The 14594-nt window shown below is 54.9% G+C and carries 14 protein-coding genes and 1 pseudogene; 4 read left to right on the top strand and 11 right to left on the bottom strand.

Annotated elements, in window-relative coordinates:
- Positions 1-29 precede the first annotated feature (29 nt).
- From edd to BSZ31_RS17765, 4 genes and pseudogenes are all read left to right on the top strand, one after another.
- Positions 30-1841 carry a phosphogluconate dehydratase gene (edd, locus tag BSZ31_RS04970; protein ID WP_105027806.1) on the top strand — a complete coding sequence of 604 codons (1812 nt, stop codon included), beginning with the start codon at positions 30-32 and terminating at the stop codon, positions 1839-1841.
- The gene (locus tag BSZ31_RS04965; protein ID WP_105027805.1) at positions 1838-2506 is read left to right on the top strand and encodes a bifunctional 4-hydroxy-2-oxoglutarate aldolase/2-dehydro-3-deoxy-phosphogluconate aldolase; all 669 of its coding nucleotides are present in this window, start codon (positions 1838-1840) and stop codon (positions 2504-2506) included. Before edd ends, BSZ31_RS04965 begins: the two co-directional genes overlap by 4 nt.
- Before the next feature lie 506 nt (positions 2507-3012).
- Positions 3013-3753: pseudogene (locus tag BSZ31_RS17770) on the top strand (MFS transporter); the annotation flags it as partial.
- Positions 3754-3765: 12 nt separating this feature from the next.
- The gene (locus tag BSZ31_RS17765) at positions 3766-4299 is read left to right on the top strand and encodes an MFS transporter (RefSeq protein WP_369907284.1); all 534 of its coding nucleotides are present in this window, start codon (positions 3766-3768) and stop codon (positions 4297-4299) included.
- 56 nt (positions 4300-4355) lie between these two features.
- On the opposite strand, the gene BSZ31_RS04955 is transcribed toward BSZ31_RS17765, so the two are convergent.
- From BSZ31_RS04955 to BSZ31_RS04905, 11 genes are all read right to left on the bottom strand, one after another.
- On the bottom strand, positions 4356-4604 hold the full coding sequence (locus tag BSZ31_RS04955) for a DUF3567 family protein (protein WP_040511986.1): 249 nt from the start codon (positions 4602-4604) through the stop codon (positions 4356-4358).
- A gap of 83 nt (positions 4605-4687) precedes the next feature.
- Positions 4688-5095, bottom strand: coding sequence for a GTP-binding protein (locus BSZ31_RS04950; RefSeq protein ID WP_105027803.1), 408 nt, complete (start codon positions 5093-5095; stop codon positions 4688-4690).
- Positions 5092-6552 carry a TrkH family potassium uptake protein gene (locus tag BSZ31_RS04945; RefSeq protein ID WP_105027802.1) on the bottom strand — a complete coding sequence of 487 codons (1461 nt, stop codon included), beginning with the start codon at positions 6550-6552 and terminating at the stop codon, positions 5092-5094. The genes BSZ31_RS04950 and BSZ31_RS04945 overlap by 4 nt, the downstream gene beginning before the upstream one ends.
- A gap of 15 nt (positions 6553-6567) precedes the next feature.
- On the bottom strand, positions 6568-7944 hold the full coding sequence (trkA, locus tag BSZ31_RS04940; protein ID WP_105027801.1) for a Trk system potassium transporter TrkA: 1377 nt from the start codon (positions 7942-7944) through the stop codon (positions 6568-6570).
- On the bottom strand, positions 7941-8663 hold the full coding sequence (locus BSZ31_RS04935; RefSeq protein ID WP_105027800.1) for a response regulator: 723 nt from the start codon (positions 8661-8663) through the stop codon (positions 7941-7943). The genes trkA and BSZ31_RS04935 overlap by 4 nt, the downstream gene beginning before the upstream one ends.
- Positions 8664-8681: 18 nt before the next feature.
- On the bottom strand, positions 8682-10955 hold the full coding sequence (locus BSZ31_RS04930; protein ID WP_105027799.1) for an ATP-binding protein: 2274 nt from the start codon (positions 10953-10955) through the stop codon (positions 8682-8684).
- Positions 10952-11569: a DUF4390 domain-containing protein gene (locus tag BSZ31_RS04925; protein ID WP_146106604.1), complete on the bottom strand. Its 618-nt coding sequence runs from the start codon at positions 11567-11569 to the stop codon at positions 10952-10954. Before BSZ31_RS04925 ends, BSZ31_RS04930 begins: the two co-directional genes overlap by 4 nt.
- Before the next feature lie 9 nt (positions 11570-11578).
- Positions 11579-12946, bottom strand: a complete 1368-nt coding sequence (gene rsmB / locus BSZ31_RS04920) for a 16S rRNA (cytosine(967)-C(5))-methyltransferase RsmB (RefSeq protein WP_105027797.1) — start codon at positions 12944-12946, stop codon at positions 11579-11581.
- A complete protein-coding gene (gene htpX, locus BSZ31_RS04915; RefSeq protein ID WP_105027796.1) occupies positions 12943-13800 on the bottom strand; it encodes a zinc metalloprotease HtpX in 858 nt (285 codons plus the stop codon). Before htpX ends, rsmB begins: the two co-directional genes overlap by 4 nt.
- Before the next feature lie 139 nt (positions 13801-13939).
- The gene (locus BSZ31_RS04910; RefSeq protein ID WP_105027795.1) at positions 13940-14275 is read right to left on the bottom strand and encodes a type II toxin-antitoxin system HicB family antitoxin; all 336 of its coding nucleotides are present in this window, start codon (positions 14273-14275) and stop codon (positions 13940-13942) included.
- Positions 14272-14526: a type II toxin-antitoxin system HicA family toxin gene (locus BSZ31_RS04905; RefSeq protein WP_105029753.1), complete on the bottom strand. Its 255-nt coding sequence runs from the start codon at positions 14524-14526 to the stop codon at positions 14272-14274. Before BSZ31_RS04905 ends, BSZ31_RS04910 begins: the two co-directional genes overlap by 4 nt.
- Positions 14527-14594: the final 68 nt, after the last annotated feature.

The raw sequence follows: 14594 nt of genomic DNA, 5'->3' as shown, positions 1-14594 counted from the left end.
CTACAAGTAATCTGACCAAGGGCTGTGCAATGGCAACCACACTACATCCCACATTGATGGCACTTCGGGAGCGCATTGAGAAACGCTCAGCGGTCACACGCACTGCCTACTTGAACAGCTTGCCACAAGGCCCTCAAGACCGCACGGCCGTGGGCTGCGCCAACCTTGCTCACACCACAGCCATTTACCCCAGCAGTACCAAACGCGTTATTTCACTGCACAAATCGCCGCACCTTGGAATTGTGACTGCATACAATGACATGTTGTCGGCCCATCAGCCATTTGCGGTTTACCCTGAATTGATCACCAAGCATGCCCGTGCGCTGGGTGCCACGACACAGGTGGCGGGCGGCACACCGGCCATGTGCGACGGTGTCACCCAAGGCCGCGAAGGCATGGAGTTGTCGCTTTTTTCACGCGATGTGATTGCACTGTCAGCCTGCGTGGGTCTTTCGCACGATGTGTTTGACGGCGCCATTTTGTTAGGTGTGTGCGACAAAATTGCACCAGGGTTGTTGATCGGCGCCTTGGGCTTTGGCCACTTGCCTTTTGTATTCATTCCCGCCGGCCCCATGGAAACAGGCCTATCCAATTCCGAGAAAGCCAAAACACGCCAACTGGCTGCACAGGGCAAAGCAAGCCGCGAAGACCTGTTGCAGTCCGAGGAAAAGGCATACCACAGCCCGGGCACCTGCACGTTTTATGGCACGGCCAATTCCAACCAGCTGATGCTCGACTTCATGGGCTTGCAGTTTCCCGGTGGTGCATTCGAGCCACCCAGCAGCCCTCAGCGCCAGGCGCTGATTGGTGAAAGCGTACGTGCCATTGAAAGTGCCACGCGCAACCCGGCATTAAAACTCGGTGCATTGGTGGATTCCCGCTGTTTGATCAATGCATTGGTGGGCCTGATGGCCTCGGGTGGTTCAACCAACCACACCATTCATTGGATTAGCGTGGCCCGTGCAGCTGGCTACTTGATCGACTGGACCGACCTGGAGATCATCTCCAGTGTCACCCCGCTGCTTACACGGGTGTACCCCAACGGCACGGAAGATGTGAATGCATTTCAAGCCGCAGGTGGCACAGCGGGCTTGCTGTCCACGCTGATGGACGGCGGATTTGTAGATGGAGACGCGCTCACCATATGGGGCACCACCATGGCCAACACCGTGGCCGAAGTGCTGCCCGCCTCAGAAACCTTCTCTACCCGCAAACCAGGTGCCTCACGCAACACCGAGGTGCTGCGTCCATACACCAATCCCTTTCAGCCAGACGGCGGTATTCGCCTGATGAAAGGCAACCTGGGCCGAGGCGTGTGCAAAGTGTCGGCGGTGAAACAGGAACACCGGTTTGTCGAAGCGCCTTGCCGCGTATTCACCGATCAACACCAGGTGATTGATGCGTTCAACAAGGGCGAATTGACGCAACCCGTAGTGGTGGTACTGGCCCACCAAGGCCCACGTGCCAACGGCATGCCCGAGCTGCACAAACTCACACCCATTCTGGGTATTCTGCAAGACCAAGGCTTACCAGTGGCCTTGGTAACCGATGGTCGCATGAGTGGCGCATCGGGCAAAGTGTTGTCGGCCATTCATGTATGCCCTGAGGCCCAAGCCGATGGGCCCATTTCGCGGCTTCGCGATGGCGATATGGTGCGGGTAGATGCCCATGAGGGCGTTTTACAGACCACGGCCGATTTGAGTAACCGAGAGCCCATGCCCACACCCACGCAGGCAGTCAGCCATGGGCGCGGATATTTTCAGGTGTGGAGAAACACGGTAAGCAGCGCAGAAGAGGGGGCCAGTAACCTGTTTCCCCTGCTCAACAAGGACAAACCATGAACACCCAATACAAACCCGACACACGCCTTGAACGCACACAACACTGGTTGCAGCAAGGCGTTTTGCCCGTGGTAGTGATCAGCGACCTCACACAAGGACTGGAAATTGCGGAAGGACTTTGCGCAGGTGGCATCACTCAAATTGAAATCACATTGCGCACCCCGGTTGCGCTTGAAGCCTTGGGCGAGATCGCCAGGCGTTTTCCTCAAATGCAGCTGTCTGCAGGCACGGTTTTAACGCCAGCACAATTTGATCAAAGCGCGGACCTTGGAGCCACGCTGTTTATTTCACCGGGCCTCACTGAAACCCTGGCTGAACACGCCCTGAAAAAAGGATATGCCTGGGTTCCCGGTGCCGCCACAGCATCGGAAATGATGCGCGGGCTTGAACTGGGGTTTGAATTGCTGAAGTTTTTTCCGGCCATGGCAGCAGGTGGCCCCAAAGCCTTGGCAGGAATTACCGCACCGTTGGCCACGGCACGTGTGATACCCACCGGGGGCGTTACACTGGAAAACCTGCCGCAGTGGCGTGAAATCAAAGCAGTGCAAGCGGTGGGTGGCACATGGCTGACTGCGGGGCTGGACGGTGTAGCCAATGTAGCCAAGGTGGTTGAGCAACGCGCTGCGCTGGCCATGGCGGCATGGAATAGCACGGTGCTGGTTTAATCGGCTTGGGTTCCGCTCCCTCGTAGTTTTCTTGAAGGCGAGGCGATCGAAACACCGCCGCCGATTGGGCTGTGAAATCAGCCGTGAGTTGCGTGGTGAAGGAGATTCACCAGTGCAGATTGGCCGCTGAACGCAGTCGTGCGTCGCTCGGTGGCGCAGAGGCATTGGCCCGGTGATTGGGGAGCTGAACTTGCAATGGGTCGCACGATGACCAGTCAGAAAACTTGCCGGCTTGGCGAGTCGAGGCTAACGATCGCGCCTGGCGCGAAAGCCAAGACCCGACCGTTACTTTTGGAGGGCTTGGCTTAGTGCAGGCTCAAGCTAACAAGCCGAAATGCCAAGTTTTCGGGCAGCGGTGACCATTCAAGTTTAGCTCCCAAGCCCACTAGTCCAGTGCGGCACAAGGAACCCACGCCGAGTTGAGCAAGAGACCACTCGGGTTACACCCAAGTGGCACAAGCGCGCCCACATGCGACACTGCCTGCAGTCACCACAAGAACAACACCATGTCGCCCAATCACCTTTCCCCGCCCCCCCTGCGGATGTCGTTCATCATCTGGGGCCTGGCAGCCGCGTTTTACCTGTTCGGTTTCTTTCAGCGCGTTACACCTGGCGTACTCACCGAGGAACTCAGCACCACGTTCGACCTCAGCCGCGCAGCACTGGGCAACCTCTCTGCGTTTTACTTCTACTTTTACGCAGCCATGCAAATACCTGTGGGGCTGTTGGTCGATCGAATTGGTCCGCGCAAAATTCTGACTGCGGGCTGTATGCTCGGCGGTATGGGTGCTCTCATGTTCGGCTTTGCACCCACCCTGGGTTGGGCGGCAGTGGGTCGCGGCTTGGTGGGTGGCTCGGTTGCAGTGGCCTGGGTGTCCATGCTGATGTTGGTGGCCCAGTGGTTTTCGCCGGCGCGTTTCGCCAGCATGTCCGGTGTCAGCCTGGCCGTGGGCACCATGGGTGCCGTACTGGCAGGCGTGCCCTTGCGTGCACTTTCCGATTTGTTTGGCTGGCGCATGGTCATGGGCGCCAGTGGAATGATTGCCGTGGCACTGGGCCTGCTGATCTGGATTTATGTTCGCGACATGCCCTCGCAGCGCGGCTACAAAAACCACGTGGCCAAACGCCCCGCCAATGAAGTCACCTTGCCATTGCTTACCGCTTTGGGCCACACACTTCGCTTTCCTGCGGTGTGGTTGATTTTCTGGATTCCCAGTGGTGTTTGCGGTGCAATTCTAACGTTCACCGGCCTGTGGGGTGTGCCCTATCTCACCACCTGGCATGGGCTCAGCGTGAAAGAGGCCTCACTGATTATCACCGGCATGCTGATCGCCTTTGCCGCTGGCAGCCTGTTTTTTGGTGCGCTTTCCGACAAGCTCAAGCAGCGCAAACTGCCCTATTTTATAGGCGCGGTTTTGTCGATCAGTGGCTTCATCATTTTGGGTATTCAACCTGAACTTCCGATTTCACTGGTGTCGGTTTTGTTGTGGATCACCGCCTTTGGGGGTGGCTCCATGGTGCTGAGCTTCGGTTACGTGAAGGAGTCGGTGCCCCACCATTTGGGTGCTACCGCAGTGGGCATTGTGAACCTGGGTGTCATGGTCGGCCCACTGGTGCAGCAGCCTGTACTGGGTGCGATTCTTGACCACTATGCAGCCGTGGAAAACATCACCGGTGCTTATTCAAAAGCTGGCATGACTGTGTGCATGCTGGTACTTGCTGTGTGGGTGGGCTCGTCAATTGTCAGTTTGATGTTGAGCCGCGAAACTCACGCCAAACCAAGATTCGCTTGAATTGGGATTGAGAAGGTGGCCTCTGCCAGAACAGCAGAGGCATTTTCAAGACACGTTCAGTGCAACGTAACCGGGTGTTGCATCCAGGGTTTGTAGCTTTCAATAAAAGCTTCGATGTCGTCGATATCGGGTTCTTGGGCGGCAAGGTATTTCACCTCTTCGCGGAATTTTTCAGCCGCGTCGCCCTGCAAAAACAGTTCGCGCTGATTGTTCTTGTCCACGATTTCAATGCCAAGGCTGGGTTGCCCCTCGCTCATGACCAAATCCACCACGCAGTAAAAGGGGCTATCAATCATCATTAACATCGCAAACCTCCAAATAATACTTTCAGGTTGAATATGGTGATCTATCTAGCAATTTCAAGGCCACGCCTTGGGCGTCTAACCCCTTACGCAACATCCTCCACAAGTGTTATATCGGCAAACCAGTCATTCCATTGAGGCTCTTTTAATAACTGTAACACCTGTTCCGGGTGGCTTTGGCTTTCCAGTTCCATTAACAATACATTGGGTTGATTCAATCTTAAGGTGCGAGCTAGGTGAGTTGTCAGCACCAATTTGGAGGAACAACACAAGCAACCGGGACTTAAGCGCAGCACGTGAATACCGCGCGCTTTGCGCTCAGAGTCCAGACGGAACAACTCTGCCTGAGCCTCCACTGAGGCGTAGGAAAAAATCTCGGTACTGGCCATCAAGGTAATCTTGCCAACGCCAGCCTGCTCGGAAAGCAGTGCTTCAATTCGCCGGGCTCGTGCTTCCGGGTCGCGGCCAGGCACCAGAAAAAGCCGCGTTTTCATTTGCGCCAGAACGCTGGCGTGAACAGCACCAAGATGGTGAACATTTCCAGGCGACCGAGCAACATGGCAAATGAACAAAGCCAGGTTTGAAAGTCGCCCAAGGCACCGTAATGATCTACCGGGCCAAACTCGCCCAAGGCCGGGCCCAGATTGTTGATCATTGAAATCCCCGTGGTCAACGCGGAAATTGGATCAAGGCCTGTGAAAATTAATAACATGGTGATGGTAATCACGCTCATGCCATACATCAGCATGAATGCGAGCACACCGAAAATCACCTGCGAGCTCACTGCCGAACCTCGAATGCGCACCGGGTTGATTGCGCGCGGATGGAGAATTCGGGACAGCTCCCCAATCGCGTGCTTGAACAAAATTACAGCACGCAACATTTTGATGCCACCACCTGTTGAGCCTGCTGCGGTCGCAAACATGCTCAAAAAAATCATGAGCAAGGGGGCAAACAGAGGCCATTGACTGTAGTCCGTGTTGGCATAACCCGTGGTGGTGGCCACTGACACTGTGTTGAAGAGGGCGTACCGGAAGGCCTCACTGAATGTGGTGTATTCCTGATGCGCGAGCAAATACATGGTGATCAATGACACCGAACCCAACATGAGCAAAAAAAACCATTTGGCTTCCGGGCAATTGGCATAGGGGCGAAAGGATTTGCCGCGCCAAGCCAAAAAGTGAATCGAGAAATTCACGGCTGCGATCATCATGAACACCACTGCCACCATTTCAATGGCTGCAGAGTCGAAGTAAGCATAGCTTGCATCGTGTGACGAAAAGCCGGAAAGCGACACCGTAGTGCCGGTGTGCAAGAACGCGTCCAGCCAAGTCATGCCTGCCAGTTTGTAACTGATGGCACAGGCCACTGAGAGCATCAGGTAGACCATGTAAAGCGACTTGGCTGTTTCTGTAATTCGCGGGGTCAGTTTGCTGTCTTTCATGGGCCCAGGGGTTTCGGCCTTGAACACCTGTGAGCCACCCACACCCAGCAGAGGCAAAATGGCCACGGCCAACACCAGAATGCCCATGCCGCCCATCCATGACAACAAATGTCGCCAGATATTGATACTGGCAGGCATGTCGTCCAGGCCACTGAGCACCGTAGCGCCAGTGGTGGTCAGCGCAGACACCATTTCAAAATAGGCATCCGTGACACTGAGATCATCAAAGAACAGCACCATCGGAATGGTGGCAAAGGCAGGCAAACCCGACCACACCGTAGACACCAACAAAAAACCGTCTCTGGGTTGAAGTTCCCGGCGAAAGCGGCGGGTTAATACGTGTGCTGTGACCCCAATACCAAAGGTGACTAAAAAACCTGTGGCAAATGCCTGCACAGTGGGTTCATCGGTTACGAATGCATAAGTCAGCGGCACCAAAAACGCCACCGAGAACAGCGCCACGGCAAAGCCCAATACACCCAGCACTGGAAAGAGCGAGTTCCTCATGCTGCACGCGCCACGTTAGATAAATCCCACACCGACCTGGAACAGTTTTTCCACCTGCGGTATCAGTTTGCGGTTTTCTACAAAAGTAATGATGTGGTCTTCTGCCTCAATGACTGTGTCGTGGTGCGCCATGATGACTTGGTCACCACGCACAATTGCGCCGATCACGGCACCCTTGGGCATGTCAATTTTTTCAATGGCACGGCCCACCACTTTCGACGACTTGGAATCGCCGTGCGCAATGGTTTCAATTGCCTCGGCTACACCACGGCGCAGGCGATGCACTGCCACCACATCACCCCTGCGGATGTGCTTGAGCAATTCACTGAGTGTTGCATTCGAAGGCGCCAATGCAATGTCAATTTGCCCGCCCTGCACCAGCTCGGCATATACCTTGCGCTGAATCAGTGCAATAACCCGGCGTGCGCCCATCCGCTTGGCCAACAAGGACGACATGATGTTGTTTTCATCGTCGTTGGTCAGCGCAATGAAAGTGTCCACGTCCTGCACATTTTCTTCGGCCAGTAAATCTTCATCGGTGGCATCGCCGTACAACACCAGGGTACGCGAGCCCAACTGATTCGCCAGGTCTTCACAGCGCTTGCGGTCGGCATCAATCACCTTCACCTGGTAATTGTCTTCAAGGCTACGAGCCAGGCGCAGACCAATGTTGCCGCCTCCGGCGATCATCACTTTGGTGACGGGTTTGGACATGCGGCGAAGTTCAGCCATCACCGTGCGCACGTGCTCAGTGGCAGACAGACAAAACACTTCGTCGCCGGGTTGAATCATCGTATAACCCTCAACCGCCACAGGCTGGTTTTCGCGAAACAGGGCCACAATTCGAACATCGACTTTGGGCAAGTGCTTGCGAATGTCTTCAATGGGGTGCGACACCAAAGGCCCGCCCGCATACGCGCGAACTGACACCAGCGTCACCTTGCCATCGGCAAAATCAAGTACCTGCAAAGCATCGGGAAATTCGATCAGGCGCTCAATGTGATTGGTCACGCTTTGCTCCGGGCAAATCACGTGGTCCACATTGAAGCCTTCATCACCATGCAGGTGGGCCTGCTCCATCATTTCGGGCGAGCGCACACGCGCAATTCGGCGAGGCACATTGAACATCAGCGCAGCCATTCGGCAAGCCACCAAATTGGTTTCATCGCTGCGGGTAACCGCCACCAGCATGTCGGCATCCTCGGCACCGGCCTGTTTCAACACGCGCGGCAAAGCGCCATTGCCTGCAATGGTACGCAAGTCGTAGCGGTCTTGAAGATCCGCCAGTACTTTGGGGTCTGGATCGATCAGGGTAATGTCATTGTGTTCGGACACCAGGCTTTCAGCGAGGCTGGCCCCCACACGCCCGGCGCCGACGATGATGATTTTCATGCGATATTTTTGCGCGCGGTGCGGCCCACTTCCACGCCCAGCTGCTTCAGTTTGCGATACAAATGCGTGCGTTCAATGCCTGTGCGCTCGGCCAGCCGGGTCATGCTGCCGTTTTCCAGACGCAGGTGGTATTCAAAATAAATACGTTCAAATGAATCACGGGCATCGCGCAGTTGGGCATCCAGATCGAGTGTGGACAACTCGGCCAGGGCCTGACCCAAGGGGCTTGAATCGGGTGCAGTAGCCGAGCCACTGTGTGTCGTGGCGGGTGCCCCACTGGACAAACTGGCAGCGCTACCCACGCCATTGGACTTGGGCTGCGACTGCATCAGCGCGCGTGCAGATTGAACCATCTTCCCGCGGGCCAAACCTTTTTCAACAGCGCCCAACAGTTTTTGCAATGAAATGGGTTTTTCCAGAAAGTCGAGCGCACCAATTCGCGTGGCTTCAACAGCGGTATCAATAGTTGCGTGACCACTCATCATGATCACGGGCATGGTCAACAGCCCCTTCACCGACCATTCCTTTAGCAAAGTCACGCCGTCAGTGTCCGGCATCCAGATGTCGAGCAACACAAGATCAGGCTGCTCTTGGTCACGCAATGCACGTGCCTGGCCTGCGTTTTCAGCAAGCAGCACCGCATGCCCTTCGTCGCCGAGAATCTCGGACAACAGTTCTCGAATTCCAATTTCGTCATCAACAACGAGAATGGTCGCCATGGTTAGAAAGTTCCTTCTTTATGCGGCCTGACTATGTTCGGCATTGTTCAAGGCGTCCTGCAGCACGGGGAAGGTCAATTCCACCGCTGCACCGACAACCCGCCCTTGTGCATCTACCCTGTTTCTAATGGCTATTCGCGCCTTGTGTTCATCTGCAATTTTTCTAACGATTGCCAAACCCAAACCGGTGCCTTTGGTTTTGGTAGTGATGTAAGGCTCAAAGGCTTTTGCCAGCAAGTCAGGATTAAACCCCGGCCCGTTGTCAGCCACCACCAACTTCACACCCACCAACTGTTCCAGTTCGCCTTCCGGCGCTTTCAAACCTTCTGTTCGCACTTCTACTTTGGGCTGATCACAATCGACACATGCGTCTAAAGCATTTTGCAACAAATTATGAATCACTTGGCGCAACTGCGACGAATCTCCAGCCACCAGCGGCAAATTTTCAGTCAATTTTGGAATGAAGCGGGTTTCAGCCTGTTCTTCAATGCCCACATGCACATCGTACAGCGCCAAGACATCGACCACCAGATCATTCAAATCCAGTGGCTTCAAATCTGCTGGTGGCAAACGTGCGTAGTCGCGGAAATCATTGACCAAACGTTTCAGTGATTCCACCTGGTTCACAATCGTGCGCGTGGCACGCTGCAAAATTCCAGACTCTGGCTCTTGCAGTTTGTCGGCCAACTTCATTTGCAGGCGCTCGGCAGAAAGCTGAATTGGGGTCAACGGATTTTTGATTTCATGCGCAAGGCGACGCGCCACTTCACCCCAGGCCGCTGTGCGCTGGGCAGAAATCAATGCAGTGATGTCGTCGCACACCAGCACGTAACCGGCTTTTTCACCCGGCAAGCGTGAACCTCGAACAAGAATCGACTTTGAACTTTGCGAATCAAAGGCTCGCGGAATCTCCAGCTGTTTTTGCCAAATGCCACTTTCTTCACCTTCATTGCCCTGGTTGTCGGCCACGCTGGCGCGCACCGCCATGGCAAACCCCTCCAGCCCGGGCATGTCATCCAGCGGATGGCCCTGGTTCTCGGCCAGTGAACGATCAAAAATCCGAAGCGCGCCGTCGTTGTACATTTTCAGGCGCAGTTTGTGATCGAGTACCAGCACACCGGCCGACAGGCTGGTCAGCAAACTTTGCAAGAAGTCGTTGTTGGCCGCCAGCTGGTTTTGATTGGCCTGCAAGCGGCGCTGCGCCTCCGACAGTTGCCGGGTCATGGTGTTGAATGAATCAACCAACTCACGCAATTCATCGTCCGCATTCACAGGCTGCATGGTTTTAAAGTTGCCACTGGCCAGGGCCTTGGTACCCTCGGCAAGCCACAACAAAGGCGATGACAAGCGCGATGAAAGCCAGAACGCCGCAGCCACCGATACAAACACCGTGAGCAACAGTGCCAGGGTCAGTGTAATGCCATAAATTTTTCGCAAACCCGAACGCGACAGCTGCAATTCCTGATAATCGCGGTACACGCTTTGCACAGCATTGGCCCGCTGTGAAAGCGTAGTAGGCACCGGGTGCATGATTTGTACATAGCGCTGACCCAAATCAAAACTGGTCAGGGGCGGGGCAATCGGTACCACCACACGCATGTACAGGCGCCCATCAGGGTCTTCGGGGTCAGGTTCAATTTGTTGAAAGGGTCGCGTCATCAAGGCCTGGCGCAACATCACCTGCGTGGGCAGGCTGGGCAACAGGCTGTCGAGTTGACCACCCGAGCTGCCCAGAATTTGTCCGGTTTCCGTCAACAGGGTCAGTTCTTGCACATTGGCAGCGTCGCGAAGCCGGGGCAGTTCAAGCAACTGCTCGCTTGGCGTGGCACGGGACAATTCAATTGAAATGGATTGACCCTTCAAGGCCAGTTCATTGATCAAACTGTCCAGCGCAGTCTGGCCAAGATTCAAACCAGATTCCAATGCGCCGTCCACACGCACATCGAACCAGCTATCAATACTTTTTGCCAGAAACTGCACCGACACCAGGTACAACACAAAGCCGGGAATCAGCCCCATGAGCGCGAATGACAGCGACATGCGCAGCATCAGCCGCGAACCAAACACACCTGCGCGATACCTTCGCACCATGCGCACGATCAGCAAGATCAGAATGCTGAACAGGCCCGCCGCGATGATGCCGTTCAAGGTAATCAGCAGCGGGTAATTGCTTTCAAAAAAATCGGTGTTCGATGAGGCCGAGGCCAGCAGAAACAGCAAGACCCCACCCAGGCTACCCAGAATCAGCAGCGTGTAACGCAGCCATCGGGTATTTTCCAGCCAGGGATTCATTTCCAGGCCTCGCGCTTGGGGGTGAATTCAAACGACAACCACTCTGACGACAAATCCCATTCGCTGTTCACCAGGGCACTGATCTGGAAGGGCTTGGGCAGCTCTGTCAGCAACAGGCGAAAGCGCACCTGCGCGGTGTAGGGTTGACCGATTTCGATCCGGTCACGCGGAATGACCGCCCAGTCACGAACCTTCACCATGTGCTGCATGGCGTCTTCAAGCGTCGGGGTGTTGTAGGTGTTGGTGGGGGTTACTACGCGGTAAGTGCGGGTCAAGGCATTGTAGGACAGGTTAAGCGGGTAAGTGGTGCTGACCACTTCTTCGTCGACCCAGTACCAGCGCGAACGCATCAACTGAAAATCGACTGTGAACTGCAAGGGCAAACCCCGGTCCACAGCTTCCCGCAATTTGTGACCCAGTTCGATATCAAATTCAGCAGCGAGATTCCAGGCCGCCGGGGCCGGCGCTTTGCTGGGCTCCAGCTTGACCGCAGTCACTTTGGTGGAGGAATCAAGCTGGGCCAAACCCACGGTCAGGACGCACATCAGCACCAGGCCCAGCAGCCCATGCGCAATGCGGGTCCAAGACGAGGGTAGGGCCAAGCTAAATTTCAAGGCACACCCTCAGGAACTTGGAGATTTTTCGAACTTGGCGTAGAAGAATCCGTCAGGAGACGCATCAAAGCCTTGCTCGGGATTGCCCTGTACCGCTGGCAACACCCATCCGGGCGCAGTTTGCGCCAGGGCGTCGGGATGATTGTCGAGAAATGCGTTTGCCAACAGGGGCCCCTCTTCAGGAAAGATGGAACAGGTCACCAGCAAAAGTGTACCGCCCGGCTTTAGGGTAGACCACAAGGCATTCAGTATTTTGTGTTGAATCTGCGACAACTTGGCAATATCGTCCGGTCTGCGCAACCATGGAATGTCGGGGTGGCGACGAACCACGCCTGAACCCGTGCAAGGCACATCGGCCAAAATACCGTCAAAAGGCACGCCGTCCCACCAGGTGTCGAGCAATTCAGCCTGAGCCACCTTCAAACGCAAATCCCATTGACCATTCAGGGTGGGGGCAATGCGGCGAATGTTGTCTTCGACGCGGCCCAGGCGCTGCGGGCTGGAATCAAGGGCAACCAGTTCAATATCGGCCAACTCAAGCAAGTGCCCGGTTTTTCCGCCCGGTGCAGCACAGGCATCCAGAATGCGTTGTCCATTCTGCGGGTTCAGCAACTGGGAAGCCAATTGCGCAGCACTGTCTTGTACCGACACCTGGCCCAAATCAAAGCCGGGCAGGGCAGATACAGGCACAGGCTTGGCCAGCAACACGGCCTGCTGACCGATCACACGGGCTTCCATGCCTGCGGCGTTTAACTGCTCGGCATAGGCGGGCGCTGAAATACTACGGGTGTTTACACGGACCACCAAAGGCGGGTGGCTTTGCGCCTGTGCCACCATCGTTTCCCAGTGTTGCGGGTGGCTGGCTTTCAGTTTTTCAATCCACCAAACTGGCAAGTTGTGCTGCGCCAGCGGGTCTTCAAAAGCCTTGGTTCGCCAGGTGTTCGAGTCGCGCAAAAAATTGCGCAAACAGGCATTGGCCAGGCCCTTGGCGCGTGCAAACTGCTCGCTGCCCGTGCAGGCATACACCATTTGGTCCACCACAGTGTGCGCCGGGTACTTCGGGTTTTTGTCATCCCACAGCAAGCCAAAACCCAAGGCCATCAATTCATTCAAGGGCTCGGGGTTTAGCAGCGCTTTGCCGCTGATCAAGCGGGTTAATACTTGCCCACGGCCCAGGTTGCGCATGCCGAAGTAAGCCAGGTCTTGAATGGCACCCAAAGCCTGCGGGGTTTTCACACCCTTGGTTTCAGCGGCCAAGGCTTGGTCAAGCGAGCGACCTTCCCGCAGAACCCGGGTCATGACTGCCGCGGCCTTGAGCAGGGCAAACGCCAAACTGGCTTCTGTCAGTTTGGGTGGCGTACTATGAACCGGCTTCAACGCGGACCGCCAGTGCGGGCCATTTCCATCAAGCGGGCGATTCGTTCTTCAGTGGGTGGGTGGGTCGAAAAAAGGCCGGCTATGCCTTGTCCTGACAGTGGATTCATGATCATCATTTGAGCGGTTTCCGGGTGCGCTTCAGTAGTACGGAACGGAATGCCCTTGGCATACCGTTGAATTTTGTCCAGCGCGCTGGCCAAAGCCGCCGGGTCGCCGCAAATTTCTGCGCCTCCACGGTCAGCCTCGTATTCACGGGCGCGCGAGATTGACATTTGAATCAGTGATGCGGCCAATGGCGCCAGAATGGCCAAGGCAATGCTGGCAATCGGGTTCATCGGTTGGCCGTTCTCATCTCGCCCACCAAAAAACAGCGCAAAGTTGGCCAGCGCCGAAATGGCACCCGCCATGGTGGCCGAAATGGTGGAAATCAGAATGTCGCGGTGCTTCACATGGGCCAGTTCATGGGCCATCACGCCACGCAGTTCACGCGCGGAAAGCACCTGCAAAATACCCGTGGTTGCAGCCACAGCCGCGTTTTCCGGGTTGCGCCCGGTTGCAAAGGCATTGGGGGCGCTGTCATTGATCAGGTAAACACGCGGCATTGGCATGTCTGCGCGCTGTGCAAGTTCAGCCACCATGTTGTAAAACTCCGGGGCATTGCTGGCATCGACTTCCTTGGCTTTGTACATGCGCAAAACCATTTTGTCGGAAAACCAGTACGCACCAAAGTTCATCACCAGTGCAAAGCCCAAGGCCAACAACATGCCGCCACGGCCGCCCATCATGCCACCCAGCACCACGAAAAGGGCGGTGATGGCCGCCATCAACATGAAGGTTTTCATCCAGTTAAACATGATCTTATTTATCCTGGCCAGTCCATGGCCTGTTAACTCTATGACTTGGAAAAAGGGTTTTTTTAGTAATTTTAAGCCTGTAGCCTATAAGGTTAAAATTGCGGCGCAATTGGACTCGAAGGGTTAAAGACACTGCCATTCAATATGCAGATACAGCTCGCTGTAAGGCTTCCTGCGCCCAAGTATTAATGCTTTTTCCCTGAGCTTCCGCGAGCATAGCTACTTTTGCATGGATGCCGGGGTCAATACGAAGCATTACTTTGCCCGAATATGGGCGCTGTGGAGAGCGGCTAAGTTTTTCACAAGTCGCCAAATAATCGTCCACAGCCTCCTCAAACGCAGCTCGCAATTCAACCACAGACTCACCATGAAAACCAACAACATCCCGAATTCCAGCAACGCGCCCGATAAAACAAGCGTCTTCATCGCTGTATTCAATACGTGCCGAATAGTTTTTATAAGTCATTAGGTTCATAAGCGTATCCCTGCTTGTGACAAAAACTCTTTAACATCTTTAACTTGGTATGGTTTCGCTTCTTTCTGAGGATGTGGTCGATGGAAAGATGCAACCACTCCATTCAATTCAAAGCGGACCCTTGAACCGTTTCCCTCTACAACTTTGGCACCAAGTGCAAGAAACAACTTTTCGATACGCCTCCATTCTAGGGAAGATGGAGCTGGGGAGCCAAAGACAAGTGCTAAGGTTTTTTGATGTGTTTTATTCAAGACCAAATGATATCACTAAATGATATCTTATCAAGGTGATTATTTCTAGGTAGAAAAAATAAAAGCTA

This window comes from Limnobacter sp. SAORIC-690, assembly GCF_002954425.1.
Taxonomy (GTDB): domain Bacteria; phylum Pseudomonadota; class Gammaproteobacteria; order Burkholderiales; family Burkholderiaceae_B; genus Limnobacter; species Limnobacter profundi.
This window is presented reverse-complemented; position numbering and strand designations above follow the sequence as displayed.

Bases quoted from the DNA above. Each gene is read 5' to 3' on its own strand.
- edd (WP_105027806.1), top strand. From the start codon at position 30: ATGGCAACCACACTACATCCCACATTGATGGCACTTCGGGAGCGCATT.
- BSZ31_RS04965 (WP_105027805.1), top strand. From the start codon at position 1,838: ATGAACACCCAATACAAACCCGACACACGCCTTGAACGCACACAACAC.
- BSZ31_RS04955 (WP_040511986.1), bottom strand. From the start codon at position 4,604: ATGTTAATGATGATTGATAGCCCCTTTTACTGCGTGGTGGATTTGGTC.
- BSZ31_RS04950 (WP_105027803.1), bottom strand. From the start codon at position 5,095: ATGAAAACGCGGCTTTTTCTGGTGCCTGGCCGCGACCCGGAAGCACGA.
- BSZ31_RS04945 (WP_105027802.1), bottom strand. From the start codon at position 6,552: ATGAGGAACTCGCTCTTTCCAGTGCTGGGTGTATTGGGCTTTGCCGTG.
- trkA (WP_105027801.1), bottom strand. From the start codon at position 7,944: ATGAAAATCATCATCGTCGGCGCCGGGCGTGTGGGGGCCAGCCTCGCT.
- BSZ31_RS04935 (WP_105027800.1), bottom strand. From the start codon at position 8,663: ATGGCGACCATTCTCGTTGTTGATGACGAAATTGGAATTCGAGAACTG.
- BSZ31_RS04930 (WP_105027799.1), bottom strand. From the start codon at position 10,955: ATGAATCCCTGGCTGGAAAATACCCGATGGCTGCGTTACACGCTGCTG.
- htpX (WP_105027796.1), bottom strand. From the start codon at position 13,800: ATGTTTAACTGGATGAAAACCTTCATGTTGATGGCGGCCATCACCGCC.
- BSZ31_RS04910 (WP_105027795.1), bottom strand. From the start codon at position 14,275: ATGAACCTAATGACTTATAAAAACTATTCGGCACGTATTGAATACAGC.